This is a genomic window from Pseudomonas sp. 10-1B (assembly GCF_000935045.1).
GTDB lineage: Bacteria > Pseudomonadota > Gammaproteobacteria > Pseudomonadales > Pseudomonadaceae > Aquipseudomonas.
The window spans coordinates 85,742-108,698 of record NZ_JYKS01000015.1 but is presented as its reverse complement, the minus strand read 5'-3'; the positions used below and the strand labels follow the sequence as shown (position 1 = coordinate 108,698).

The 22,957-nt window shown below is 62.7% G+C and carries 20 protein-coding genes; 15 read left to right on the top strand and 5 right to left on the bottom strand.

The genetic code is table 11. The features are described 5' to 3' along the window. Positions 1–241: 241 nt before the first annotated feature. The 7 genes from TZ03_RS10610 (at position 242) to TZ03_RS10580 (ending at position 5,835) form a co-directional block, all read left to right on the top strand. Positions 242–499 carry a phenol hydroxylase subunit gene (locus TZ03_RS10610; RefSeq protein WP_051097556.1) on the top strand — a complete coding sequence of 86 codons (258 nt, stop codon included), beginning with the start codon at positions 242–244 and terminating at the stop codon, positions 497–499. A gap of 55 nt (positions 500–554) precedes the next feature. Then, the gene (locus TZ03_RS10605) at positions 555–1,550 is read left to right on the top strand and encodes an aromatic/alkene monooxygenase hydroxylase subunit beta (protein ID WP_051097555.1); all 996 of its coding nucleotides are present in this window, start codon (positions 555–557) and stop codon (positions 1,548–1,550) included. Next, entirely contained in the window at positions 1,547–1,816 is a 270-nt protein-coding gene (locus TZ03_RS10600) for an MmoB/DmpM family protein (RefSeq protein WP_051097554.1), read from the top strand. Before TZ03_RS10605 ends, TZ03_RS10600 begins: the two co-directional genes overlap by 4 nt. Positions 1,817–1,847: 31 nt before the next feature. After that, entirely contained in the window at positions 1,848–3,362 is a 1,515-nt protein-coding gene (locus tag TZ03_RS10595; protein ID WP_051097553.1) for an aromatic/alkene/methane monooxygenase hydroxylase/oxygenase subunit alpha, read from the top strand. 64 nt (positions 3,363–3,426) lie between these two features. After that, the gene (locus TZ03_RS10590; RefSeq protein WP_051097552.1) at positions 3,427–3,786 is read left to right on the top strand and encodes a phenol hydroxylase subunit P4; all 360 of its coding nucleotides are present in this window, start codon (positions 3,427–3,429) and stop codon (positions 3,784–3,786) included. An 11-nt stretch (positions 3,787–3,797) separates the two neighbouring features. Further along, positions 3,798–4,859 (top strand): NADH:ubiquinone reductase (Na(+)-transporting) subunit F, encoded by a 1,062-nt coding sequence (locus tag TZ03_RS10585; protein WP_051097551.1) that lies wholly within the window; start codon positions 3,798–3,800, stop codon positions 4,857–4,859. Positions 4,860–4,935: 76 nt separating this feature from the next. Further along, positions 4,936–5,835 carry a transporter gene (locus tag TZ03_RS10580; protein WP_051097550.1) on the top strand — a complete coding sequence of 300 codons (900 nt, stop codon included), beginning with the start codon at positions 4,936–4,938 and terminating at the stop codon, positions 5,833–5,835. Positions 5,836–6,005: 170 nt separating this feature from the next. Here the strand turns inward: TZ03_RS10580 and TZ03_RS10575 are convergent, their stop codons facing one another. Continuing rightward, positions 6,006–6,704 carry a pirin family protein gene (locus TZ03_RS10575; RefSeq protein ID WP_051097549.1) on the bottom strand — a complete coding sequence of 233 codons (699 nt, stop codon included), beginning with the start codon at positions 6,702–6,704 and terminating at the stop codon, positions 6,006–6,008. 175 nt (positions 6,705–6,879) lie between these two features. Here TZ03_RS10575 and TZ03_RS10570 point away from each other — a divergent pair, with 175 nt between their 5' ends. Next, positions 6,880–9,396 (top strand): UvrD-helicase domain-containing protein, encoded by a 2,517-nt coding sequence (locus TZ03_RS10570; RefSeq protein WP_051097548.1) that lies wholly within the window; start codon positions 6,880–6,882, stop codon positions 9,394–9,396. Between the two features lie 7 nt (positions 9,397–9,403). Here the strand turns inward: TZ03_RS10570 and TZ03_RS10565 are convergent, their stop codons facing one another. Beyond that, a complete protein-coding gene (locus tag TZ03_RS10565; protein WP_321163305.1) occupies positions 9,404–14,290 on the bottom strand; it encodes an NEL-type E3 ubiquitin ligase domain-containing protein in 4,887 nt (1,628 codons plus the stop codon). Between the two features lie 183 nt (positions 14,291–14,473). On the opposite strand from TZ03_RS10565, the gene TZ03_RS10560 reads away from it, so the two are divergent. The 4 genes from TZ03_RS10560 (at position 14,474) to TZ03_RS10545 (ending at position 18,786) form a co-directional block, all read left to right on the top strand. Continuing rightward, the gene (locus TZ03_RS10560; protein WP_051097546.1) at positions 14,474–15,400 is read left to right on the top strand and encodes an alpha/beta fold hydrolase; all 927 of its coding nucleotides are present in this window, start codon (positions 14,474–14,476) and stop codon (positions 15,398–15,400) included. Positions 15,401–15,475: 75 nt separating this feature from the next. After that, on the top strand, positions 15,476–15,901 hold the full coding sequence (locus TZ03_RS10555; RefSeq protein WP_051097545.1) for a VOC family protein: 426 nt from the start codon (positions 15,476–15,478) through the stop codon (positions 15,899–15,901). Further along, entirely contained in the window at positions 15,898–16,677 is a 780-nt protein-coding gene (locus tag TZ03_RS10550) for an alpha/beta fold hydrolase (RefSeq protein WP_051097544.1), read from the top strand. Before TZ03_RS10555 ends, TZ03_RS10550 begins: the two co-directional genes overlap by 4 nt. Positions 16,678–17,106: 429 nt before the next feature. Further along, positions 17,107–18,786 carry an MFS transporter gene (locus tag TZ03_RS10545; RefSeq protein ID WP_051097543.1) on the top strand — a complete coding sequence of 560 codons (1,680 nt, stop codon included), beginning with the start codon at positions 17,107–17,109 and terminating at the stop codon, positions 18,784–18,786. 128 nt (positions 18,787–18,914) lie between these two features. Here TZ03_RS10545 and TZ03_RS10540 read toward each other — a convergent pair whose 3' ends face one another. Beyond that, a complete protein-coding gene (locus TZ03_RS10540) occupies positions 18,915–19,484 on the bottom strand; it encodes a hypothetical protein (protein WP_051097542.1) in 570 nt (189 codons plus the stop codon). 207 nt (positions 19,485–19,691) lie between these two features. Between TZ03_RS10540 and TZ03_RS10535 the strand changes: the two genes are divergently transcribed. The 3 genes from TZ03_RS10535 (at position 19,692) to TZ03_RS28630 (ending at position 21,220) form a co-directional block, all read left to right on the top strand. After that, positions 19,692–19,877, top strand: coding sequence for a hypothetical protein (locus TZ03_RS10535; RefSeq protein WP_051097541.1), 186 nt, complete (start codon positions 19,692–19,694; stop codon positions 19,875–19,877). A gap of 152 nt (positions 19,878–20,029) precedes the next feature. Then, complete coding sequence (locus TZ03_RS10530) at positions 20,030–20,935, top strand: LysR family transcriptional regulator (RefSeq protein ID WP_051097540.1); 906 nt, start codon at positions 20,030–20,032, stop codon at positions 20,933–20,935. Positions 20,936–21,061: 126 nt separating this feature from the next. Next, positions 21,062–21,220 (top strand): DUF2986 domain-containing protein, encoded by a 159-nt coding sequence (locus tag TZ03_RS28630; protein WP_082056598.1) that lies wholly within the window; start codon positions 21,062–21,064, stop codon positions 21,218–21,220. Between the two features lie 128 nt (positions 21,221–21,348). Here TZ03_RS28630 and TZ03_RS10525 read toward each other — a convergent pair whose 3' ends face one another. Continuing rightward, on the bottom strand, positions 21,349–21,699 hold the full coding sequence (locus TZ03_RS10525) for a hypothetical protein (RefSeq protein WP_051097539.1): 351 nt from the start codon (positions 21,697–21,699) through the stop codon (positions 21,349–21,351). A 165-nt stretch (positions 21,700–21,864) separates the two neighbouring features. Then, complete coding sequence (locus tag TZ03_RS10520) at positions 21,865–22,878, bottom strand: GlxA family transcriptional regulator (protein ID WP_051097538.1); 1,014 nt, start codon at positions 22,876–22,878, stop codon at positions 21,865–21,867. Positions 22,879–22,957: the final 79 nt, after the last annotated feature.

The following is a 22,957-nucleotide window of genomic DNA, read 5'->3' as shown; positions in this document are numbered from 1 at the left end:
TGAAAGCCGCGCAAAAGTCAATCGCCGGTCACGTTCGCCATTTGCTCGAACTGCGCTGGGGCGATTGAGTAAATGATCAAATGGGCAGGCTGCAGCAGGCCTATAGCCTTGCGCCTGGTCAGTGCTGCAAAAAATTAAAAACTTTTAAAAACAACTAGTTAATAGTGATTTTCAGCGATTTCAAAGCGCCTGGCACAGCCGTTGCTCTAGCCCTTGGCACGTCCAACCGGAGCACCTGCGCATGACCCAAGCCACCACTTCCTTCGAGCAGATGCCGCGCTATGTCCGCGTACGCAGCGAGCCGGACGCGGCCTTCGTGGAGTTCGACTTTGCCATCGGTTACCCGGACCTGTTCGTCGAGCTGGTCCTGCCGCGCACTGCTTTTGCCAGCTTCTGTGCCACTAACCGGGTACGCCACATGGATGCCGCGATGGCCGCTGCCGTCGATGCCGACATGCAGAAATGGCGCTATGGCGAAAGCCGCGACGCGGACGATTGAAGCGCCGCCTGCCGGTGCGTTGCATTCCCACAACAACAAGTACAGGACGCCTTGCATGAGTATCGAGATCAAGACGGCCACGGTCGAGCCGATCCGCCAGACCTTCAGCCATACCCGCCGCCGTTTCGGTGACAAGCCGGCCAGCCGCTACCAGGAAGCCAGCTTCGACATCGAGGCCGCCAGCAACTTCCACTACCGCCCGTTGTGGCAGCCCGACAAGCTGCTCAACGACCCCAGCCGCACCGCGCTGCAGATGGCCGACTGGTACGCCGTCAGCGACCCGCGCCAGTACTACTACGGCACCTACGTGCAGGCCCGGGCGCGCATGCAGGAAAACGCCGAACACAGCTTTGCCTTCTGCGAAAAGCGCGAGTTGCTGGCCAGCCTGCCGGCCGAAACCCGCGCCCTGATCGCCCGCCTGCTGCTGCCCCTGCGCCACGCCGAACTGGGCGCCAACATGAACAACAGCGGCATCGCCGCTGACGCTTTCGGCACCAGTGTCACCCAGATGCACATGTTCCAGGCCATGGACCGCCTGGCCATCGCCCAGTACCTGTCGCGCATCGGCCTGCTGCTGGAGGACGACGGCCTGGCGCTGCTGGCCGAGGCCAAGCAGCGCTGGCTGGACGAGCCCGCCTGGCAAGGGCTGCGCCGCTATGTGGAGGACAGCCTGGTGGTGCGCGACTGGTTCGAGCTGAGCCTGGCGCAGAACCTGGTCAGCGACGGCCTGCTGTACCCGCTGCTGTTCGAGCACTTCGATGCGCAGTTGGTGGCCGCCGGGGCAGGGCAGGTGGGCATGCTCACCGAGTTCATGCGCCTGTGGTTCGCCGAGAGCCAGCGCTGGGTCGATGCCCTGGTCAAGACCGCCGTCGCCGAAAGCGCGCACAACCGCCAACTGATCGAGGGCTGGGCCAGCCAATGGCGCGGCCGCGCCTTGCAAGCGCTGCTGCCGCTGGCCGAGGCCGGCCCCGGCCGCGACGCGCTGGATGCCATCGACAGCGCCTTTGGCGCACGCCTGAAAAAACTTGGCCTCAGTGGAGATGCCGCATGACTTCCCTCGTCTACATCGCCTTCCAGGACAACGACAGCGCCCGCTACATCGTCGAGGCCATCACCCAGGACAACCCGCATGCCCAGGTGCAGCACCAGCCGGCGATGATCCGCGTGCAGGCCGAAGGGCGCCTGGAAATCCACCGCGCCACGGTGGAGGAAAAGCTCGGCCGTGACTGGGACGTGCAGGAAATGCTGATCGACGTGATCACCCTCGGCGGCAACGTCGAGGAAGACGAAGACTGCTTCGCCCTGCACTGGAACTGATCCGTACAACGACAAGAATCCGGAGACCACCATGGCCGCCAAGCGCCTCAACCAGAAAGACAAGTACCGCTGCCTGACCCGTGACCTGGGCTGGGAGCCGAGCTACCAGAGCAAGGACGCCATCTACCCCTACGAGCGGTTCGAAGGCATCAAGATCACCGACTGGGACAAGTGGGAAGACCCGTTCCGCCTGACCATGGACGCCTACTGGAAATACCAGGCCGAGAAAGAGAAGAAGCTGTACGCCATCTTCGACGCCTTTGCCCAGAACAACGGCCACCAGAACATTTCCGACGCCCGCTATGTCAATGCCCTGAAGCTGTTCCTGAGTGGCGTCACGCCGCTGGAGTACCAGGCCTACCAGGGCTTTGCCCGGGTTGGCCGGCATTTTGGCGGTGCCGGGGCGCGGGTGGCCTGCCAGATGCAGGCCATCGACGAACTGCGCCATGTGCAGACCCAGGTGCACGCCATGAGCCACTACAACAAGCACTTCAACGGCCTGCATGACTTTGCCCACATGCACGACCGTGTGTGGTTCCTGTCGGTGCCCAAGTCGTTCTTCGAGGATGCGCGCACGGCCGGCCCGTTCGAGTTCCTCACCGCCATTTCGTTCTCGTTCGAGTACGTGCTGACCAACCTGCTGTTCGTGCCGTTCATGTCTGGCGCCGCGTTCAACGGCGACATGGCCACGGTCACCTTCGGTTTTTCGGCGCAGTCCGACGAGGCCCGGCACATGACCCTGGGCCTGGAGGTGATCAAGTTCCTGCTAGAGCAGCACGAGGACAACGTGCCCATCGTGCAGCGCTGGATCGACAAGTGGTTCTGGCGCGGCTACCGGCTGCTAACCCTGGTCGGGATGATGATGGACTACATGCTGCCGAATAAGGTGATGTCCTGGGCCGAAGCGTGGGAAGTGTACTTCGAGCAGGCCGGCGGCGCGTTGTTCAAGGACCTGGAACGCTATGGCATTCGCCCGCCGAAGTACGTCGAGCAGACCACCATCGGCAAGGAGCACATCAGCCATCAGGCCTGGTCGATCTTCTACCAGTACAGCCAGGCCACCAACTTCCACACCTGGATCCCCAGCGACGAGGAACTGGACTGGCTCTCGGCCAAGTACCCGGAAACCTTCGACCGTTACTACCGCCCGCGCTACGAGCATTGGCGCGAGCTGCAGGCGCGTGGTGAGCGCTTCTACAACCCGACGTTGCCGATGCTGTGCCAGGTCTGCCAGATCCCGCTGGCCTTCACCGAGCCGGATGCGCCCACGCAGTTGAGCCATCGCAGCCTGGTGCATGAGGGCGAGCGCTACCACTTCTGCTCCGATGGCTGCTGCGAAATCTTCGCCTTCGAACCGGAAAAGTACGTGCAGGCCTGGCTGCCGGTGCACCAGATCCTGCAGGGCAACTGTGGCGGCGGCGATGTCGAGGCGGTGGTGCGCGACTACTACAACATCGCCCCCGGGCAGGACAACTTCGAATACCAAGGCTCGCCGGAACAGCAGCGCTGGCAGGCGCTGCAGGGCGCCGAGCGCAAGGTCGGCTGAGCCGCTGAACCGCCTGGGCGCCTTTGCCGCGCCCAGGCCCTACAAGAACAAGAGGATCATCATCATGCCCGTGACCGCCATCGGCAACTACACCGCCCAGCCCCTGGACCGCCAGGCCAACTTCCACGGTGCCCAGCTGGTGTACCTGTGCTGGGAAAACCACCTGCTGTTCTGCGCACCGTTCACCCTGCCGGTGGACCCGGCGCAACCCTTCGCTGCCTTCATCGAGCAGGTGGTCAAGCCAGCCATCGCCCTGCACCCGGATGCCAACCAGGTCGACTTCGCCGCCGCGCGCTGGCGCCTGGACGAACAGCCCTTCACCCCCGACCTGGCCCGTGGCCTGGCTGCCAACGGCGTTGCCCACAAAAGCCTGCTGCACCTGCACACCCCCGGCCTCGAAGGCCTGGGCGGCAGCCACAACTGAGGAATGCCGCCATGAGCTATCAAGTCACCATCGAACCTACCGGTGAACAGATCGACGTGGAGGAGGGCCAGACCATCCTCGAAGCCGCGCTGCGTCAGGGCGTGTGGTTGCCGTTCGCCTGCGGCCACGGCACCTGCGCCACTTGCAAGTGCCAGGTGCTCGAAGGCGAGGTCGACCTCGGCGCTGCCTCGTCATTCGCCCTGATGGACATGGAACGCGACGAGGGCAAGGTGCTGGCCTGTTGCGCCATCCCGCAGAGCGACCTGGTGATCGAGGCCGACGTCGATGTCGACCCGGACTTCGCCGGCTTGCCAGTGCAGGATTACTGCGCGGTGGTTACCCGGTTGGTGGAGCTGTCGCCGACCATTCGCGGCGTGCACCTCAAGCTCGACCGGCCGATGGCCTTCCAGGCCGGGCAGTACGTGAACCTGCAACTGCCGGGCATCGAAGGCACCCGGGCGTTCTCCCTGGCCAACCCACCACAGCTGCCTGACGAGGTGGAACTGCATGTGCGCCTGGTGGAAGGGGGCGTGGCCACCGGGCATATTCACCACCAGCTCAAGGTGGGTGATGCGCTGGAGCTGTCCGGCCCTTACGGGCAGTTCTTCGTGCGTGGTTCGCAGCCGGGCGACCTGATCTTCATAGCCGGCGGCTCGGGGCTATCCAGCCCGCAGTCGATGATCCTCGACCTGCTGGCGCGTGGCGACACCCGGCGCATCACCCTATTCCAGGGCGCCCGCACCCGTGCCGAGCTGTACAACCGCGAGCTGTTCGAAGCGCTGGCCGCCCGCCATGCCAATTTCAGCTACGTGCCGGCCCTCAGCCAGGCCGCAGAAGACCCGCAGTGGCAGGGCGTGCGTGGTTACGTGCACGACGCCGCCCGGCAACATTTCGACGGCCGCTTCAACGGCCACAAAGCCTACCTGTGCGGCCCGCCGCCGATGATCGATGCGGCCATCACCTGCCTGATGCAGGGCCGCCTGTTCGAGCGCGACATCTTCATGGAGCGTTTCTACAGCGCCGCCGATGGCGCTGCCGAAGGCCAGCGCTCGGCCTTGTTCAAGCGTATCTGAGCCCCTTCACGCCTGGCTTCCCGGCCAGCGGGGGCCAGCGTGCACCCGACCGATAACAACAACAAAGGTTGACCCGATGAACCCGACCCTTGCCAACCTGCTTCGCCTTGCCGTGTGCGCCACGCTGTTCGGTACTGCCAACCTGTCCCAGGCCACCGAAGGGGGCGGCACCTCCTACCCGCTGGGGGCCGAGAACTACATGTCTGGCGCCATGCCGCCGCCGGGCTTCTATGGCCAGTTGTTCGTCAACCACTACGAAGCCGACAACCTGCGCGGCAACGACGGGCGCAAACTGCCGGTGGACTTTCGCGTGCGCGCCAACGCCATCGTGCCACGGCTGATCTGGGTGAGTGACTACACGGTGCTCGGCGGCAGCCTGGCGCTGCATGCGATCGTGCCGCTGGTGGACCTGAAGGTTTCGCTCAATGGCCAGTCGCAGCACAACAGCGGCCTGGGCGATGTGATCTTCGGCCCGGCGCTGGGCTTTCACCACAGCGACAAGTTCCACAGCATCCTGGCCTTCGACATGATTGCCCCCACAGGCCGCTACGACAAGGATGACCTGGCCAACCCCGGGCGTAATTACTGGGTGTTCGAGCCGGTGTACGCAATGAGCTACGTCGACCCGGCCGGGCTCAACCTGGATGCCAAGGTGATGTACGACTTCAACCGCCGCAACCCGGCCACCGATTACCGCTCGGGGCAGGAATTTCATGTGGACTATGCCGTTGGTTGGGGGCTTGGGAATGGCTGGGTGGTGGGGGTAGGGGGGTATTACTATCGGCAGACGACCGACGACCATCAGGACGGCGAGCGTATCGAAGACAACAAAGGGCGCAGCTTTGCCATTGGTCCGTCGATCAAGTACAGCGGTGAGGGTGGTTGGTTCGTCACGGCGAAATGGTCGAAGGAAACCGAAGTACGCAACCGCGCCCAGGGCGATGCCTACTGGTTGAAGCTGACCTTGCCGTTCTGAACTGGCGCGGTCTCCATTGTGGGAGCGGCCTTGTGTCGCGAAAGGGCCGCAAAGCGGCCCCGGCGATTTCCGCTGTGACGCAGAAATCCTGGGGCCGCTGCGCAGCCCTTTCGCGACACAAGGCCGCTCCCACAGGAGAGCACCTACAACTGTGGCGACAATGATATGCCTCAGGCCACATCCACCAGCACGATCTCGCTGTCCTCGATGGCGGTCACCCGCAGCACCTGTTCCTGCTCGATCGCCACGCCATCGCGCGCCTTGGCTTGCAGCCCGTTGACCTCCACCAGCCCCTTGGCCGGCACCAGGTAACCGCGGCGTGCGGCATCGAAGCGGTATTCGGCGCTTTCCCCTGCACGCAGGGTGGCAGCCACCAGGCGCGCATCGGTGCGGATCTGCAAGCTGTCTTCATCACCGGCTCGGCCGCTGGCCAGGGTCACGAAGCCTTCGCCACGTTCACCTTTGGGGAACGGCCGGCTACCCCACGACGGCGCTTCGCCGGTGCGCTCCGGTACGATCCAGATCTGGAAGATGCGCGTATCGATGTCTTCCAGGTTGTACTCGCTATGCACGATGCCGGTACCGGCACTCATCACCTGCACGTCACCGGCTTCAGTCCGGCCCTTATTGCCCAGGCTGTCCTGGTGAGTGATCGCGCCTTCACGCACATAGGTGATGATTTCCATGTCGCGGTGCGGGTGTGGCGGAAATCCGCTACCGGCGGCGATCAGGTCATCGTTCCAGACGCGCAGGTTGCCCCAGTGCATGCGTGCCGGGTCGTAGTACTCGGCAAAGGAGAAATGGTGGTGGGCGTCGAGCCAGCCGTGGTTGGCATGGCCGAGGCTTTCGAAAGGTCGCAGTTGCAGCATGATCGTGCTCCTTGAATCAGTGGAATGACGCCATGATGCGCTAAAAAAGTATCGAAAATAAGCGTAAATATCGGCTTAAAACAATCTATTAAATGAATGTTTAGCGGTGCCATGTTTTCTCCGCTTCATCGCCTAATCTACTGATCTGCAAGCATTCGCTGGCGATTTTTTGTCGATGCGGCGAACATGCCCGCTGATTTTGTTTTTCAACGGAGTGACCGTGGCCCACGAGCAACCCCAGGCCCCCGCCGACCTTACCCCTCCTGCCCAACTGCCTTGGTTTCGCCGCCTGGCCGCCCGCTTGTTGGGGCGCGGCTTGACCCGCCTGCAAGCCCAGCACCGGGACTCCTGGTTCCTTGGCCACGCCACCGGCCAGCGCAGCGGCCACGCCGACGGTATGCGTGAAGGTTTCGAACGCGGGCGAGTAGAGGGCTACGAGGCCGGGCGCCAGGTGCTGGTGATCCGCGATACCCGCCCCGACACCGCCGGCGTGCCAAGCCAGGACGACAAGCTGTTCGACGATTGGCGCTTGCCGCTGAGCGCCGAGTTGAAAAAGCGCTTCAAGGCCGATGTAGCCCAGCGCCTGCCTGCCGAGGCCCAGCCCAGTGCCGCGCAATGGAAGCTGATTTTCAGCGATACGCCGTCCACCTGCGTGGTGGCCGGGGCCGGGGCGGGCAAGTCCACGTCGCTGGTGCTGCGCATCCTGTTGCTGCGCCACTACCTGGGCTACGAGCTGGACGCGATGACCGTGGTCACCTTCACCCGTGAGTCGCGCAAGGACTTCATCAAGCGCCTGCTGCAGGTGTTTGCCTTGTGGCAGATCGACCTGCAGCCGGTGCAGGCCCGCGAGCTGGTGCGCACCTTCCATTCGCGCATTCTGCCGCTGGTGCGCAGCCTGCCAGGCTTCGACCAGGTGCGCGCATTCGAGACGCTGGGCAACGAGATGCCGGCCGGGCGCGAGGCCGAGGCCGACAGCAACCCGTTCGACCTGCGTCTGAACGATGCCCAGCGCCAGCAACTGAACCAGTGCTACAGCAGCTTGCTGGGCGCAAGCCCGCGTTTCGCCGAGCTGGTTGGCCTGCTGCGCAGCGAGGCACTGCAGCTCAAGCCGTTGGACCCCAATAACCCCGACGTGCAGAAGCGCGCGCAGGTGACCCAGCTGGCGGCCCAGCGCGACGAAGAATTGTGCGACGTGATCGAAGACCTGTGGTTCGCTGCCGGTGCCTGGCCGATAAAGGGCATCGAGCCCTGCCGCGAGACCGTCGAGATTCGTGGCAGCCGCTTCCATGTCCATGGTCGTTTGGCCGGCGGGGGGCCTTGGGTGGTTCTGGGCTTCGACCCTGGTGAAAGCGCCCAGTACCAGCGCCCCGGCGCCAAGCTGGCGGTGCGTGCCGAATGGGCGGTCAAGCGCACCCTGTTGCAGGCCTTCTGCGACCAGCCGCTGATCTGGCTGGACAACTACGCCATGGCCCGGCGCCTGGCCGCGTCGCTGGCCGGTGATGCCGTGGCCGGCCCCGGCTTCGAGTGCAAGGTCAAGGGCGAGCTGGCCCCGGCGCCGCTGCTGGATGCCTTTGTCGGTGCGGCCAACTTCATCGAGAACCTCGGCCTGGACGTGAACAACGCAGTGGCGGCGATGAGCTTCCCCCCGGGCGACAGCGATGCCTTGTTCTTCGAGGCCCTGGCCCTGTACTGGAAAGCCTTGGAAGCGCACCTGCTGGACCAGTCGCCGCCGGTGATGAGCTACAACCGCATGTTCGCCCTGTTCGGCGAGAACAACCCGGAGAACCTGCAACTGCTGCCCGACCCGCTGTTGCGGCCGCTGGCGCACCTGATGATCGACGAATTCCAGGACGTGTCGCCGCAGATCGTCAGCTGGTTGCGCGCCAGCCTCGCCGAAATCCGTCGACGTGGCCCGGCGATGCACAGCGGGCGCCATGCCCAGCATTCGTCGCTGCTGTGCGTGGGCGACGACTGGCAATCGATCTACGGTTGGCGCGGCAGTTCGCCCAAGTACTTCATGGAGTTCACCAAGGCTTTCCCATCGCCGGCCAATACGCGGGTGATGCTGGTCGACAACTACCGTTGCCAGCAGCAGGTCATCGACGCGGCTGAGCACCTGGTCAAGGGCACGCCGGCGATCGCTGGCAAGAAAGCCCGGGCCAGTGGCCCGGCGGCAGCATTGCCGGGCACGCCGGTCAAGGTGTTCGACCGTGACGAGGCGGCCTTGGGTGAAACGCTGATCGAGCACTACCAGCGTGGCGAGACGGTGATGATGCTGTACCGCAAGGGCAGCGACCGGGCATTGATGAACGAGCACCTGCAAAGCGTGCTGCAGGCCGAAGCGGTACTGCCAGCCGAGCAGCGCCGGCTACGCCAGCTGACCTACCACAGTGCCAAGGGTTTGCAGGCCGACGCGGTGTTCATGTTGGGTGACTGCCAGTACCTGACCAGCTCGCCCTACAAGAACCAGGTGTATCGCCTGGCCGGGTTGGGCAAGGCCGGTGATGCCCAGCCGTTCGATACCGCGCAGAAGGAAGAAGTACAGCGCCTGGCCTACGTGGCGGTGACCCGTGCGGTACAGCATTGCTATTGGCATGTGGAAGCTGCCAACGGCGAAGCCGCGGCGCTGCCGCGGGCGTCCGGGCATGTGGATGGCCGGCAGGCCTTCTTCGAAGACTTGCGCGGCCAGTGAGAACGGCTTAGCCGATTGTTTGTATTTGGCGAGCCAGACTGGTCAGCAGACCGTTTTCAACCTTTTGCCGCTCGGCGGTCAACGCGTCCATGCCCTGGCGATACTGCTGCTCGTTGATCGCGACCCGGCGCAGAACGCCTTGCTCATCCAATGGGCTTGCCGGCAGGATGCCGGCCAGGGCATGCAGCACGGCGTTGTCCAGGGACGTTACGGGGTCTGCCGTTTCATCCAGGCAGTAATGCAGGTAGTCCAGGCCCGGCCGCCAAAAATCGGTTATCAGGGTGAACTGTGCTGCATGCTCTCGTTTCAAGTACCCAACCCAGGCTGGTTGCTCGTTCAACCACTGCTCCCGAGCGGTGACGTCTGCGTCGTGAGCAAGCACTGCGCCTTTCACCTTGTCGATGATGGCCTGGTTGATGCGGGCGGTGTCACGGTACAGCATGCCTCGGCTTGGCTCAGGAAAGTCCAGCGCTGCGGCCAACGATTGGCGCAAGGCCAGGCGCACCTCGATATCGTCCACCAGCCCCGTTTTCAGTTCGATATCTGGGAAGGCCGAGGGCTCATCGAGCTCATCGTATGATGGCAGGTCTTCATCGAACACCTCAGCCTGTAGCGCTTTTTGGCGCAAGGTCCTTTTCCAAGTGATGCGGTCGGCCAGTCGATTGACCTGATGGCGTCGGTACAGCTGGCGATACAGGGCCAGTAGGTCAGCCGGTCGGTTACCGGCACGGTTGGCAGCTTCGTGGGCCAGCACCTCTACCTCCAAGGCGCTGAAAGCGTCTGTCCCGGCGTCCTCACAGTTCATGGGGAAGTCGCCGGCCACTGTGGCGAGGCGCTCGCGCAGCTCGGTGTCATGGGCAGCTTTCTCCAGCAGGGCCCAGGTGCGTGCTCGTAGGGCCTGAGCATCGCGCTGCGCTTCTGCCGATCGAGCAAGACGCTGCAGTACCCCTAGCAATGCGGCATTTTCACCTTGGTCGAACAGATCGCTCCACCGCTGTGCATCGGCAAGGCTCGCGTCGTCAAGGAAAAAGTCTCGCCACGGCGATGTGTCCTCTGTGTGCTCGAACACGCTGACACGAATACTGCGCAGCTGCGTACGCGTTCGAGCTTCCAGCCTGTTGTAGTTGAACAGCCAGCGGCGCTCTGGCAGCCGCGCGGCGACATCGCGGGCGTATGGGGTACGCAGCACGCCCGGCAGGTCCGGCAGATTGTGGATGCTGTTGGAAGAAAGGTTGACATAACGCAGTCGGTACTGCGGTTGGCTCATGAGGCTGGTCAAGCTGTCAGGCCATTGTCGCAGCTCGCAGCGCTCGAGGCTCAGGTGGCTGAGACGGGCCATGAAACGTAGGTCGGGTGCCAGCTGTAAGGGGTTGGCTGGCATGTTCAGCACCATGGGGTGAATCATGTCCTGAAAACGGGCGGCAAGGGCTTCATCGAGGGTGATTCGATTGTTGCCCAGGTCCAGTGCATCCAGGGGTAAGCGCGTCAGGAAACTCAGGCTGGCGTCATCGAGTTGCAGCCGGTTGCGGCTGAGGCCGAGTACCCTAAGGCCAGGCATTGCCTCGATGGCTTGTTGGGCGGTGGGCGACAGGGTAGTCAAGCCATTGCTTGTCAGCTCCAGTTCGCGCAGCCGTGGCACTGCCTTGAGCGCCTCGAACAACGCTTCGGCATCTATCTCAGGGTTGCCGATGACTTGCAGGGTCTCCAGGTAAGGGAAGTTTGACAAGAAACCGCCCTCCAGGCGCCGCACTTGCAACCCCTCAAGTGTGAGACGCCGAATATGTGGCATGCCTGCGGTGAAAGCGGGCAGCTCGTCCAATTGCATACGGTCCAGCACGAGTGCGGCGCGTTGCGTGCCGCCTTCACGGCGGGCAGCGCCCATCAGTCGCTCGATGCATTCTTGGCGATCAAGGCGTTCTTCAAGGTTAAGTGAGGTGTTGAACCAGCGCTTGAGATCGCTGCCAAGGGTGCATCGCTCCACTTCCAGTTGCCTGATTGCGCTACCCAGGTCTCCCCTTTGGGCAAGTTCAGTTTGCAGCGCACTGATTTGCTGGTTGCTGAGGTCGGGGTAGAGCGCCCTGAGTCGGTGCGCGGCTGGCAAGGCGGGTCCTTGCATACCCCGGCCGCTCAGGGGATAGCCAAGTCGGCCGTTGGCCAATCGCAAAGGGGAGCGGAACCCCGGTTTGATGGGCTGTTGGCCAAGCAATGAGGCGCAGTGCTGCCGATCGTCAAGGGCGAGTTGCAGCAAGCTGGCCGAGTCAGCCTGTGGGTGTTCGGCCTGCAGGGCCTGTTTCAGCTGTTGGCTGTCGTCGTTCGCCAGGCTGGGCCTGAACAGGCCGAGGATGGCGCGGTCGAGCCGCGCTCGGGCTTGTAGAAGGCGTGCTTCTTCGGCAATGCGAAGCGGCACGTGGCCGTTTTCCAGGCGTTTTCGCTCGGCGTTGCTGATGTTGACCAGCAACTCTTCTAGCGCGCTGTCCGGCAGCCCGGGAAACTGCCGGGTGATCGGTTGCGCGGCTGGGGGTAGGGTGGGGCGGCGACGTTGTTGCAGGCTGTTGAACAAAGCCCCGCGATTTTGTTCCAGGTGTTCCGCGAGCTTGTTGTTCAATGTGGATGATCGGTGCTCGATGGGTGTGTCGCCGAGCAACTGCAGAATGGCTTGTTCATCCAACTGAGCTAACACTGTCTGGCTCAACTGGCCATTGTCCAGGTCGTTACGGGTAATTTCGATTTCTACCTGGCCTGTCGTGGGAGCAGGGCCGTAGCGCACGGCTTCGCCCCAGGGTTCTGGCCCTTGGTAAACCTTGAGCACATTCTCCTCTCGCCACCCCGGCAGGCGCAGCAATTCAGGCAAGGCGAAGTTTTTGTACGCAGCCAGTGGTAGCCCATCGCGGACGTGAGTGATGATCTGTTGGGCCTGGTTGTCCAGTTGCAGGCGCTCCAGCGTGTCGAGCAACAAAGCGGGTGGACGCAGGCCCGTTGCCTGGGCGCGACGCAACGCACTTTCATCGCTATCGGTACAGCGCATGGCGCTGTCCAGTTCGGTATCGTCGAGGTCCGCGCTGTAGTTGCCCAGGCGGCGCATGAGTTGTGCGCGGTCCCATTCCAGAGGTTGTTCATGGGCCAGTTGCCAGCGCGCGTTACCATGGTGCAGCAAGCTTGGGGCATAGGCCTGCGCATCATCGGGGTGGCGCACGCGCCATTGTTGCTCGGCGTCCTGAAAGACTTCGTACAGCGTCCCATCCAGCTTCAGGTAGCTCTTCCCGTCGATGAGCACATGACCGAGCACATCGGGTTGAGTCCCCTCAGGGATAGCCACTGTGCTTGCATATGGCTTCATGTCGGGGTGCCAGAGCACTTCCTTATCTTCATGCCACACACTTTTCAATGCATCTACAAAGCCTGACGCCTGGACGATCTTGGTGCCCACTGCAAAACCGGCAATTACCGCTGCATTGATGGCTAACGATTCCAGTTGCGCCAGTGCTTGCTGGGTATCACCTTCTTCCCAAGCCTCGAACCCGGTGAAAACAGAGCTCATCAGGTCGTAAGCGAAAACGCCGAGCATGATCGGGTTCAACCCGGGCACGAAAAACGCGGCGACGTTCAGCACATTCATGCCCAATTCGAACCAGTGCTTCAGGCGCTCGTTGCGGGCCTTGGCGTCGACTTCGGCAGTAGGGACCGCAACGGTTTTCGCGTCGGCCTTCATGCGCGCAAGGTGTGCGTTGTACAAGGTCGTCCAAGGGTCGGTTCTGATTAGCGAGGGGGTGAAATGGAGCTGCGGCATGTTTCGGGGTTTGCGCCTGCCCTCTTTATCCTTTTCGAACAGCGCGTTTTCCAGCTTTTCGGCCAGTTCTTTCTGGCGATCCGTATAGGCGAAATTCACCAGGGTTCGGCGAAACTCGTTTTGCACTAGCCGGCTGCGCAGGTGCCTGCCCGCTTCCTGACGAGAAGCAAACTCCCTGACCGGGTGCTCGCTGTCGCCAGGTAGGTACACAATGCAGGGGTTCTGCCGATCAGGATTGTTCGGCCCGATGAACAGTATTTCGTGGATGGGGATACCGAACAGGCTGAAGTTCCAGCAATGCAATGTCTGTGTGTCATAGGTGGGATGAGGCGTGCCGTCGCACAGTTGCGCAAGCGCAGCGAAACCATGGTGGCTCAGCAGGCCTTTGAGCTTTGCAATCAGTGCCTGGACTCTCAGCGCCTCACGATTCGCGGCTATCGACAGACGCCGGATTTCAGCGCGATTGACGCCCTCGTGGGTTGCAAGTAGATGGTCTTGATAGCGTTTGCCAAGGTCCAGCGCCCGACAATGTTTGACGAAGGCCTCCATCGTCATGCCAGGTAGGGGCGTATCGCTGCCAACAGCGCTGGTGAGCGTGCTGTAGGCACCTACTTCGGCCAGGCCCTCGAAGTTGTGCAGGGCAGCTTCCAGCAAACTGCGAGTTTGCGGCTTTCCAACGGGACGGGTGGCAAGAACGTCCACCTCCCGGTCTGGGACCAAAGGGACTTCTACATCGGGAACGCCGATCCAGCTGTCGGCAATGGGTTCGAAGGCCTGGAAAACATATTGCGCCTTGTCCACGGGCACGTTCACCTTCAACCGCTCGGTCAGCAGGGGTTTGCAGAACTCGATGATGCCCTTGAACCCTGCAAGCGCCTGTTTGAGTTGCGCCATAAGTTGGTCGCGCGTTCCGATAGCCCTGCGCAACTGTTCTCGCGCTTGCGTATCGGCGGTGGCATACCACGTGTAAGGGTTGCCATCTGCATCCAGATAGTCCTTGCGCAGGTGCTGCACCACTTTTTGTGCATGCGTGGGATGCAGGGCTTTGCTCCATTGCGGCAAGGTGCGGGTTATCTGGCTTTGATGTAACGGCGTGGGGTTTGTCATGTTGATGCGCTCTTGCGGAGGGAGGCGTTAGTTCACCTTCATCGAAGCCGCGTAGTGCGGTAGATAGTTGTCGGCAACGGTCGGTCTTGCGCATGCGCGGGTCGGTGAGGGGCCAGCAGCAAGGGTGGATCTGCGAGAGGGTGAAGCAGGCCATGGCGCAGGCTTCAGCCAAGGAGAACTTCAATGCGTTCGCTGTGTAGTCCCAAAGATCACCTGCTTGACCTCGATGGTATTGAAATAGCGGTCCGCACCTGGGGCGCCGAAGACGGTATCCCTGTGCTGGCCCTGCATGGCTGGCTGGACAACGCCGCCTCGTTCGAACGCCTGGCACCCCTGCTCGACGGCTGCTTCGTGGTCGCCCCCGACCTGGTCGGCCACGGTCGTTCGGACCATCGCCGCCACGACAGTGGCTACTACCTGTGGGAACATGCCGAGGACATGCTGGCGGTTACCGACAGCCTGGGCCTGGGGCAGTTTCATGTGCTGGCCCATGGCATGGGCACTGGCGTGGCGTCGCTGTTGGCGGCCATGACCAGCGGTATCGCCAGCATGACCTTCCTCGACGGCATGGGCGCACCGTTCACGGTGGCCGAGGATGACCGTGTGCAGCACCTGGCGCGGGCCTACCGGCTCAAGCGCATGGTGCAGCGCAGCCAGTTGCAGGGCTTTGCCGAACCGGACGTCGGCCGTTTCGATGACCTGGACACGGCCTTGGCACAACGCCGCGAGCGCCTGGACACCGAATTGTCGGAAGGTGCCGCACGGCTGCTGGCGCTGCGTGACCTGCTGCAACTGGACGATGGTTATTGCTGGCGCCACGACCCACGTCTGGTGCTGCCCGAACCCATGCCGCTGACCGAACGCGAAGCCTGCGACCTGCTCAGGCAGATCCGCTGCCCGTTGTACCTGCTGTTCGGTCGCCAGGGGGCATTCAGTGGCGAGGCCTTTGCCCGGCGCCAGGCGGCCTTGCCCAGCCAGGCGAAGATTTTCTGGCACCCGGGCGGGCATCACTTCCACCTGGATGCGCCGGACCGGGCGCTGGTCGATCAATTGCTGCGTATCCTGGCGCGCCATGAAGGGGGCGTGCTGCAACGGTTGGTGAACGAGTAGGTGATTCTGGTCACGCCATGCGGACCTGGGCTATGGTGGCGAACGTATTCGCGCAAACGCCACAAGGAGCCCGGCATGCGACCGTTCGCCATCAAGCACATCGACCACCTCGTCCTGCGGGTCAGCGACCTGCCACGTAGCGTCGCCTTTTATACCGAGTTGCTCGGCTGCACGGTCAGCCGGGTGCGCGAGGACTTGGGCATGGTCCACCTGGCCACGGGTACGGCGATGATCGACCTGGTGAGCCTGGACGGCCCGTTGGGACAGCCAGGTGGGGCGGCACCGGGGGCTGAGGGGCGCAACTTGCATCATTTTTGCCTGCGTATCGAACCGTTCGACGAGGCGGCATTGACCGCCTACCTGCAAGCGGCGGGGGTAACGGTGGAGCCTGCCGAGAAGCGCTATGGCGCCGAAGGCGAGGGGCTGTCGCTGTATTGCTACGACCCGGATGGCAACCAGGTCGAGCTGAAGGGGCCGGTACCGGCAGCGAAGGCACCATGATCAGCCTGAATACCTGCGAGCACTGGATCGACACCGCGCAGGGCAAGCTGTTCGCCCAGGAGTGGGTGCCGCTGCAAGTGCAGGGGGCGCCTATTGTCCTGCTGCATGATTCGCTGGGCTGTGTCGCCTTGTGGCGCGACTTCCCGGCACGGCTGGCGCAAGCCACCGGGCACCGGGTGATCGCCTACGACCGCTTGGGTTTTGGCCGTTCCGATGCCCACCCGGGCAGGTTGCGCCTGGGTTTTGTCGAAGACGAGGCGCGACAGGGGTTCACGGCACTGCGCGGGTATTTCGGCATCGGCGAATTCATTGTCTTCGGGCACAGCGTTGGCGGCGGAATGGCCGTGGCCTGTGCGGCGCTGTTCGCTGAGCACTGCGTGGGGTTGATCACCGAGTCGGCGCAGGCGTTTGTCGAAGCGCGCACTCTTGAAGGCATTCGCGCTGCCGAGCTGCAGTTTGCCGAGCCTGGGCAGTTGCAACGGCTGGAGCGCTACCATGGGGGCAAGGCCGAGTGGGTATTGCGCGCCTGGGTGGACAACTGGCTCGGCGAGGACTTTGCCGCCTGGAGCCTGGATACCGTGTTGCCGCAGGTGCGTTGCCCGCTGTTGAGCCTACATGGCGATGACGACGAGTTTGGTTCGCACGCGCACCCGCAGCGGCTGCTGGCGTTGGCTGCGGGGCCTGGGACAATGCGGCTGCTGCCGGGCTGTGGGCATGTGCCGCACCGGGAGCGGGCGGAGGAGGTGTTGGTGGAAGTGGTGCAGTTCTTGCGCTGAAAGTTTTCTATGGCATCAGGGTTGCCAGGTGCTCGCCACGGCATCTTCAGCGCCTGTGAGACCGAGCGCCGCCCGCGCGGCGCTCGGTCTCACAGGCGCTGCATATCTTGTGGCCAACACCTGTCAGCCCTGATGCGACCCCTGTGGGAGCGGGCATGCCCGCGAACACCGGCGAAGCCGGTGCCAACCCTGCGTTGCCTTGTCGTTCATGCCGCCCCCTTGCGCGTGGCCGGGCGAGTGGATATCCCGGCAAAGCCTATTATGCTTCAGTGACCTTGCTGCGATCCGAGGCGGCCTGCCTCGTCGTGCTTCGCGCAACCAAAGCAAGCCCTAGGGCCTGGGTGCGACGGTGAAATTGGGGGTGAGTATTTTTTGAAGTACTCCCTGTGAAGTACTCCGGCCTGCATAACGACAAGACGGAGGCAACCCATGGCGGTTATCGACAGCGCATCCACGGGCAATAGCGCGCCCCAACGCGGTATCACCCGGGAGGAGCGCAAGGTCATCTTCGCGTCATCCCTGGGCACGGTGTTCGAATGGTACGACTTCTATCTGTACGGCTCACTGGCCGCGATCATCGCCAAGCACTTCTTTGCCGGGGTCAATGAAACCACCTCGTTCATCTTCGCCTTGCTGGCCTTTGCCGCCGGCTTTGCTGTGCGGCCGTTCGGCGCCATCGTGTTCGGCCGCCTGGGCGACATGATCGGGCGCAAGTACACCTTCCTCATCACCATCGTCATCATGGGTGTGTCTACTGCGTTGGTGGGGCTGCTACCGAGCTACGCCTCGATCGGCGTAGCGGCGCCGATCATCCTGATCTCCCTGCGTTTGTTGCAGGGTCTGGCCCTGGGGGGCGAATATGGCGGTGCGGCCACCTACGTGGCCGAGCATGCGCCCAAGGGCCGGCGCGGCTTCTTCACTGCCTGGATCCAGACCACGGCCACCTTGGGGTTGTTCCTCTCGCTGTTGGTGATCATGGCCTGTCGCACGACCATGGGTAACGAGACGTTCGAGGCCTGGGGCTGGCGGGTACCGTTCTTGCTGTCGATCTTGCTGCTGGCGATTTCGGTGTACATCCGTATGCAGCTCAACGAGTCGCCGGTGTTCATGAAGATGAAGGCCGAAGGCAAGGCGTCCAAGGCGCCGCTGACCGAGTCGTTCGCCCGCTGGGACAACCTCAAGGTGGTGATCATGTCGCTGCTGGGCGGTACCGCCGGCCAAGCCGTGGTGTGGTACACCGGGCAGTTCTATGCACTGTTCTTCCTGTTGCAGACACTCAAGATCGAGCCGCAGACCGCCAACCTGCTGATTGCCGGCTCGCTGCTGATCGGCACGCCGTTCTTCATCTTCTTCGGCAGCCTGTCCGACCGCATTGGCCGCAAGAAGATCATCATGGCCGGCTGCATCATCGCCGCACTGACCTATTTCCCGATCTTCAAGGCGCTGACCGAGTACGGCAACCCGGACGTGTTCGTCGCCCAGGAGCAGAACCCGGTGGTGGTGGTGGCCGACCCGGGCCAGTGCGCGTTCCAGTTCGACCCGGTGGGCAAGGCCAAATTCACCAGCTCCTGCGACATCGCCAAGAGCCTGCTGGCCAAGCGTGCCATCCCCTATACCAACGAAGCGGCCGAACCTGGCAGCGTGGCGCAGATCCGCATAGGCGAACGGGTACTGCCCAGCTTTGACGGCCGCAGCCTGGCAGCCGCGGACTTCAAGGTGCAGAACGACGCCTTTACCGCGACCTTGAGTGGTGCATTGAAAGAGGCGGGCTATCCGGAGAAGGCCGACCCGGCGAAAATCCACTACCCAATGGTACTGTTGCTGCTGACCATCCTGGTGATCTACGTGACCATGGTCTATGGACCGATTGCCGCCTGGCTGGTGGAGCTGTTCCCGGCGCGTATCCGCTACACCTCGATGTCGCTGCCTTACCATATCGGCAACGGCTGGTTCGGCGGCTTCCTGCCGACCGTGGCGTTTGCCATGGTGGCGGCGACCGGGGATATCTATTACGGCTTGTGGTACCCGATCGTGATTGCGGTGATGACGGCGGTGCTGGGGATCTTCTTCCTGCCGGAAACCAAGGACCGGGATATCAATCACACATGAGTTTGATGTAGGCATTACTGGCCTCTTCGCGGGCAAGCCCGCTCCCACATGCCCACCACAGTTTTCAAAGCCTGTGATGTACCTGTGGGAGCGGGCTTGCCCGCGAAGAGGCCAGTACAGGCGATCATTCAGTCGAAATAGCCACGCAGGCCAAAGGCATACCCGGTATCCACATCAGTGGCCTCACCCCGGCTCCAGCGCTTCTTCAGCACGAACTCGAATGCCGGTTCGTACAACCCGTCCCGCACCAGCGCACCGGCCAGCACCTCCACGTCATACCAGCCATTGTCCAGTTCGATGATCGGCCGCCCCGGCACTTGGTAACGCGCTAGCTGGTCGCCCACTGTCTTGGACGTGAAGTGCTGCAGAATGCGCCAGGTGTATAGCATCAGTACGCCGTACTCGACCTGCAGCACGTAGCCATTGCGGCGGTGCTTGAGGCGGCTGCCGGGTTCGCGCAGGGCCGGGGTGTAGCCATCGAGGGTGAACAGGATGCGGTAGGGCAGATTGTCGACCCCGGCCAGGGGTAGCACGATACCTTCGCGTACAGCCTGGTCGCCGCTGTCGTTATGGGTGAATTCGTGGGCCAGGTCGTCGGGCAATTCATGGTCCTGCTTGAAGCGTTCGAGCAACTGGATATCGCCAAGCAGAAAGTAATCGACCAGGTCATTGAGCACTTCGCTGAATTCGTGGCGCATCTGTTTTCCTTGTTGGTGCGCAAGTGTCATCGAACACGGCCACGCATACTGGTGCCGTTGAGTATCAGTAAAGTCGTTCGGGGACATTTGACCAGTGGCAGCGCTGATTCGTAGATCTCCCACAGAGACTGTGTTTCCAGGTGGGGTGGTGTAGAAGCGCGCGGTAACGTTGATCGGGCAAGTCAACCCAACCCAGGAGTAAAGAACATGCAAGACGAGCCGAAGATCGAACTGCCAGTCAACGACGAAAAGGCCCCGCAGGAACAGGCAGAGGCCCAGGTGAAACTGTCCAGGCGCAAGCGCGGTGCGGGCCCAGTTTGCGGAATGCCATGCGAGGCAGGGTACAAGCTGATAGGCGACAGCTGTATAAAGGCTAATGTAGAGTTCGAGTGACTTGTCGGGGGGGGCAAGGCGCCCCCCCCCGACAAAAAACCTGTTCAAGCCATAGGTAAATCCTTGATCACCCAGCCCCCACCCAGCCGCTGCCAAGGGTAAAGTGTCAGGCATGATCCCAGCGCGCCCAGACCGGCGTCAGAGAGGTGCCCGTGGCTGCCTATACCTTGCGACAACTCAAGTACTTCGTCACCACCGTGGAGGCCGGCAGCGTTGCCGAGGCTTCGCGCCAGCTGTACATCGCCCAGCCTTCCATCTCCACGGCCATCAAGAGCCTGGAGGAAAGCTTTGGTGTGCAGTTGTTCATCCGCCACCACGCCCAGGGCGTGTCGCTGACGCCCAGTGGCAAGCGTTTCTACGCCAAGACCAAGTCGCTGCTGCAGATGGCCCATGAATTCGAGCAGAACGCCCTGGCCGACAACGACACCGTGGCCGGGCAGATCGACATCGGTTGCTTCGAAACCGTGGCACCGCTGTACCTGCCGCGCCTGATCGCCGGCTTTCGCCAGCGCTACCCAGGTGTGGATATCCGCCTGCGCGACGGCGAGCAGCAAGACTTGATCCAGGGCCTGACCGCTGGCACCTTCGACCTGGCGTTTCTCTACGACCATGACCTGGACGGTACCATCGAGGTCGAGCCGCTGATGCCGCCGCAGAAGCCCTACGTGCTGCTACCCGAAAAGCACCGCTTTGCCGGGCAGGCCCAGGTATCGCTGCGTGACTTATGCCCGGAGCCGATGATCCTGCTGGACGTGGCCCCTAGCCGCACCTACTTCGTCAGCCTGTTCAACGAAATGGGGCTGACGCCGAACATCGTCTTCAGCTCACCGTCGATCGAAATGGTGCGCGGCATGGTCGGGCAGGGCTTCGGTTTTTCGCTGCTGGTGACGCGCCCTCATTCGGAATGCACCTACGACGGCCAGCGCCTGGCCATGCTGGACATCGCCGAGCCGGTGGCGCTGTCGGGGCTGGCGGCGGCGCGCTTGAAGCGGGTGCAACTGACCAAGCCGGCGCAGTTGTTCGTGGAGTTTTGCCGGGAAGAGCTGGCGAAGTTCTGAAATGGGTACTACGGCGAGCCGCGTAAGGTGATGTTCAGTACCAAATCCAGTTTCTGAGCCTGTGCCTGGGCAGGGAGCGCGGGTATGATGTCGTCGGTGAAACCGTACTGACAGGCCCAGTGGATCATGAATCGTCGCAAGAAGATCAAGCAGCTGTTGCAGGCGCATGCCAAGAAAGCCAGTGCCAAACTGGCGCCGCGCAAGCCCAAATACATTTGCAAGGCCGACCGTTTGAAGATGGAAGCCGAGGCGGCTGGGGATGCCGCTAACGCCCCGCAAGGCTGACGCCCCCTGGAGCGCAAAGGCCTCAAGCCCTGTGCAGTACCTGTGGGAGCTGGCTTGCCGGCGATGAGGCCGGCCCAGGCAATACAAGACAGTTGCTCCCACACCGCGTCTATCAAGAAGTTTACCGTTCAACGGCGGTAGTAGCGGTGGTCATGATTATAGCGATGGTGCATGGCCCGCTCATGGCGGCGCTCCCAGTCGCGGCGTCGTTCCCAGTCACGCCGCCGCTCCCAGTCACGTCGGGCTTGCTCGCGACGCCACTGCTCGCGGCGCCAGTCGCTTCTGTGGTCATGCCAGCGGTCGTCGCCGTGGGCGAGCAACGTGGCTGGGTGCTCGTCCACCACACTGGCCAGCTTCGACCAGGGGTTACCGGCAGGCTGCGCCGATGATTGAACGGCTGGGGCAGCCGCTATGGGGCCTTTCATCTGCGTGGCCGATACCGAGCCCATCGCCGCGAACGAGAACAGGCCGAGCAGCATCAACCTTGCGACACGTATTTTCATGAGCGAAGCCAACCTCTGATAACAATTGAACCAGCTGGCCAGCAGGTGTTGGGCGATCCTTCTCTCGCGCTCCGCTACCTTCCTGTGCCTCCCACATAGACCGGCAAACAAGAAAAAGTTCGCAGCAGCGCCGCGCAAGCCTCAGATTTCATAGCGCAGTTCTTTGGAAGGTGGGTGGCCGAAGAAGGCACTGTAGGACCTGCTGAAGTGGGTGCACGACACAAAGCCGCAGGCGATGGAAACATCGAAGATCGACGCGTTGGAGTTCTGGATCAGGCGCCGCGCTTCGGTAATGCGCAACTGGAAGTAGTATTTCTGCGGGGTGGTATCGAGCTGGTCCTTGAACAGCCGCTGCACCTGGCGCACGGACAAGCCGACGGCCTGGGACAGGTGCCCGGGCGACAGTGGTTCCTCGAGGTTGGCCTCCATCAGCTTGATGATCTCGCGCAGGGGCCGGCTGACCTTGGGTTGCAGAGGCTTTTGAAAACTGCGGAACTTGCTTTGATCATGGTCCAGGGTGTCGAGTACAGCATCGGCCAGCGCCTGATCGCAGCCGATGTTGAGCCACTGCAGCATCATGTCGAAGGCACCCGCTGGCGATGCCGCGGTCAGGCGGTCCCTGTCGAGCACCAGGGCATCGTGGGTGACCAGGGCGTGCGGCACGCGCTCAGCGAGGGCGATGCGCTGCTCCGGGTGGATGGCGCAGCGATAGCCGTCGAGCAGGCCTGCGCTGCCGAGGTACCAGGCCCCGTTCCACAATCCGCCCAGAACCACGGGGCACTTGGCCAGCCGTTTCAACAGGGAGGTCAACCAGCCGGGTACGATGCGGGCGGCACGCAGGCCGCCGCAGACCACCATGATGTCCAGGTCGCCCAGGCGCATGTCGGTCAGTGGCGTGTCTGGCCGGATGGGGATGGCCAGGTCGCTCATCACCTCGGCGTGGTTGTGGCTGAAGGTATGTACCCTGATCGAGCCGGGGGCGATCAGGTTGGCGGTGACCAGCACATCCAGGGCCTGGGTGAAGCTTGGCAGGGAAAAGTTTTCCAGCAGTAGAAAGCCGACCCGCGACGGCTTGGGCCGCGCAACTGGCTGCGTCATGAAGCCGAGGTTGCGTTCCTTGAAGGTGTGGCTGAATGCTCTTGTAGTTATTGTCATGGGTCACCCAGACGCCGAAACCTGCGGCTCGGCTGACTAATTAGAGTGTGAAAGCCTTTCCAGGTCGGCAGTTAATGTA